The organism is Actinomadura sp. BRA 177, from assembly GCF_013372625.1.
In the GTDB taxonomy this organism is placed as follows: domain Bacteria; phylum Actinomycetota; class Actinomycetes; order Streptosporangiales; family Streptosporangiaceae; genus Spirillospora.
Genome location: NZ_JABXFD010000253.1, coordinates 1 through 2,962, shown reverse-complemented (window position 1 = coordinate 2,962; position 2,962 = coordinate 1). Strand labels below are relative to the sequence as shown.

General features: G+C 67.5%; 4 protein-coding genes. All 4 read right to left on the bottom strand.

The window, feature by feature from the left end; all coding sequences use genetic code 11:
- Positions 1–395, bottom strand: a 395-nt coding sequence (locus tag HUX53_RS10395; RefSeq protein WP_176402947.1) for a metallophosphoesterase, incomplete at its 3' end; no start/stop codon positions are given.
- On the bottom strand, positions 392–628 hold the full coding sequence (locus HUX53_RS10390; protein ID WP_176402950.1) for a BON domain-containing protein: 237 nt from the start codon (positions 626–628) through the stop codon (positions 392–394). The genes HUX53_RS10390 and HUX53_RS10395, both read right to left, overlap by 4 nt.
- Before the next feature lie 5 nt (positions 629–633).
- Positions 634–1,257 (bottom strand): nucleotidyltransferase, encoded by a 624-nt coding sequence (locus tag HUX53_RS10385; RefSeq protein ID WP_309237152.1) that lies wholly within the window; start codon positions 1,255–1,257, stop codon positions 634–636.
- Positions 1,258–1,321: 64 nt separating this feature from the next.
- Positions 1,322–2,782, bottom strand: coding sequence for a family 1 glycosylhydrolase (locus HUX53_RS10380; RefSeq protein WP_309237151.1), 1,461 nt, complete (start codon positions 2,780–2,782; stop codon positions 1,322–1,324).
- Positions 2,783–2,962 lie beyond the last annotated feature (180 nt).

The window sequence follows — 2,962 nt, the reverse complement described above, 5'->3', positions numbered from 1 at the left end:
TTCATCTCGGGCTCGCCGAAGTCGCTGGCGCAGCGGCCCTCGAAACCGCCGCCGAACCCCTTGCCGCCCGCGACGCCCAGGGTCGTCCCGCCGCAGTCCAGGACCGTGGCATCGCCTTCGAGGACGGTCACTCCGGCGTCCCGCAGCACGCCCCCGATCTCGTCCTCGGCGTCGGAGTGGTAGTCGTGGTTGCCCAGCACGGCGATCACCGGGACCCCGTGGTCGCGCAGCTCACCGGCCGCGACCAGGCCCTCCTCGACCGTCCCGTGCCTGGTCAGGTCGCCGGCGACCAGGAACACGTCCGCCTGGTCGGCGAGCGCGGACAGCCGCGCCCGGTACGCCCCGGCCACCTCGGGACCGACGTGCAGGTCCCCCGCCGCCGCGACACGGATCATGAGATCTGCTCCTCTCCGTCGGGCTCCGGCACCGCGATGACGTGCAGCTCATTGCAGATCTCGCGGCCCTCGGCCGCGTCCCGGGCCGCCTCCTCGACGTCCCGGCTCCGCTCCTCGCTCACCACCTCGCCGCGCAGATGGACGACGTCGCCGCGGACGTCCACCCGGATGCCCAGCTCGTGCGCCTCCGTCGCCAGCCGCTCCTGGATGTGCGCGGCCACATACTCCGGCATATCGTTCACAGCACGTCCCCCTCGATCACGTCCAGCCGGGCCAGCAGCGTCAGGAACGCGTACGCGTACGGCGACTCCGCCGTCTGCGCGGCCACCCGCCGCCAGTCCGCCTGCTCCCGCAGCGCCCGGCTGACGTGCAGGAACCCGCTGAAGTCGCAGGCGGTCTCGGTGAACGCCAGCAGCCGCATGACCATCAGGTCGGTGGCGTGCAGGACCGGCATGAACACCGCCCCGACCGTCATCTCCTCGGCCCTGTCCAGCAGTTCCCCGTCCACCGGACGGCCGGACGGGGTGTGGATCAGGTCGATGAGGTGCTCCCCGTCGTACGCCTTCTCCAGCCAGTTCTCCGGACTTTCCAGATGCGTCATGCCGACCGCTTCGAGCGCGTCCAGGGCGGCCTGGACATCGCGCTCACGCAACACGAAGTCGACGTCATGCGTAGACACGGCGGCGCCGTGCGCGTACGCCGCGAAGCCGCCCGCGAGCGCGTACCCGACGCCGGCGTCGCGGAGCGCGGCCGCGGCTCGCTTCAGGGCGTTGAGCAGACCGTCGGCGACCCCGGCCGAGCCCGGCGCCGCGCTGCCGGACCCGCGCGTAGCGGCCATCGGCTCCGTCTGCACGTCCCCCACGCGCTCCCCTGGTCGATTGCGGTCGCCGTGGCGGTACCCGGGTATGCGCAGGACATTCCCCTGATCAGCGGACGCGGTACGCGGCGGGAGGGGTCGGGGTCGTGCCGAGACAGGTGGCGACGGGGTCCTCGATCGAGCACCAGCCGGGCCTGCGCACGGGCACGTACCCGGATGGGACGCCCCGGTTCTTGATGATCGACCGATACGTCGGCACGGCATCGGTCGGACGTCGCTTGAGCGTGGGATCGGTCAGCACGTCCACCGTGTACAGCCCGAACCGTGGCTGGTAACTGCCCCACTCGTAGTTGTCGGTGAGGCTCCAGTAGTTGTAGCCCATCATCTTCACGCCGTCCGCCATCGCACGCTGGACCCAGTAGATGTGGTCACGCAGATGGTCTGAGCGCGTGTAGCCGTCCTCACGCGGCTTGCCGTTGTCCGTGGGCATCCCATTCTCAACGACGTAAACCGGCAGGTTCGGCAGCCGCCGCTGGTAGTTCTTGAGGACGTAGTACAGCCCCTCCGGCTCGGGGTCGATCTTCCAGAACTCACCGGTCAGCGCATGCACCGCGGTGAAGTTCTCCAGGTTGGCGCCGTAGTAGTAATCGATGCCGATGAAGTCGAGCTTGTCGGTCACGTCGTTGAACAGCGCCGCGTCGAAGATGCCGTTGAGGGCCGTCCCGTAGGCGACGTTGCTGGACACCAGAGCACCCGGGTCAACTTTGTGGATCATGTCGTAAGCAGCCCGATGCGTCTTGATAAGAGCATCGCGCATCTTGAACATCTGCCCGAGATCCATCGGCCGGGTAGTGAGCTCCTTGTAAATATACGCGCTGGCCTCATTGAAGGTGATCCAAATAACACCCTGCCCCTTGTACCGGTTAACAACGAAGCGCGCGTTACGGAGCCAGTCGTCCTGCGTACGGGGGTTGTCCCAGGCCCCCTGGTCGTCGACCCACCCAGGGTAGACCCAATGATCAAGCGTAATCATGGGCCGCATCCCATTAGCCTTGATCCTGCGCACAAGATCATCATAATAGGCAAGCGCCTTGGCATCCCGATGCCCCCGCCGAGGCTCAACCCGAGCCCACTCGATAGACGTCCGAAAGACGTTGACCCCAAGCCCCTTGGCAAGCTTCAAGTCCCCCGGATAACGATGCCGGAAGTCAACAGAGTTGCCATAAGCATCAGTCACACCGTTCGCCCGACGCTCCACATACCGAGTCCAATTGCTATCAGGAAAGAACCCCTCCCCCTGAAACCCGGACGTGGACACGCCCCAAAGAAACCCCCGCGGAAACTTGGCGGTCGCCTCCCCTGCCAGCGCCGCGGCACCGGACGCAGGCACGACCACCACCCCCACCAACAAAATAACCCCAAAAACGACTCGCCAGCCACGCAGCCGACAGACACGCATGCCACTCACCACCCGCGAGCCGCAATCAACAACTCCGGAAACAAGCGCGGCCACAGCCAGACCGGCTCTGGCAGGCGAAACGGACGCGGGGCGAGCGAGTCTGCCGAACACGGGGCTCCTCCCGACCGGAACCTGCATCCCCTTCCGCCTCCAAGCCCCCCGCCACGCCCCGCCAACCCCCGGCCCCCCGGAACCTCCTCCACCGCGAGGCAGGCCGGCCGCCCCTGCAACTGGACGTTTTCCCTCCCGCCGACCACGGCTAGCCCCCCCCCGCCGCTGCTCCGCTCCACG

Bases quoted from the DNA above. Each gene is read 5' to 3' on its own strand.
- HUX53_RS10390 (WP_176402950.1), bottom strand. From the start codon at position 628: ATGCCGGAGTATGTGGCCGCGCACATCCAGGAGCGGCTGGCGACGGAG.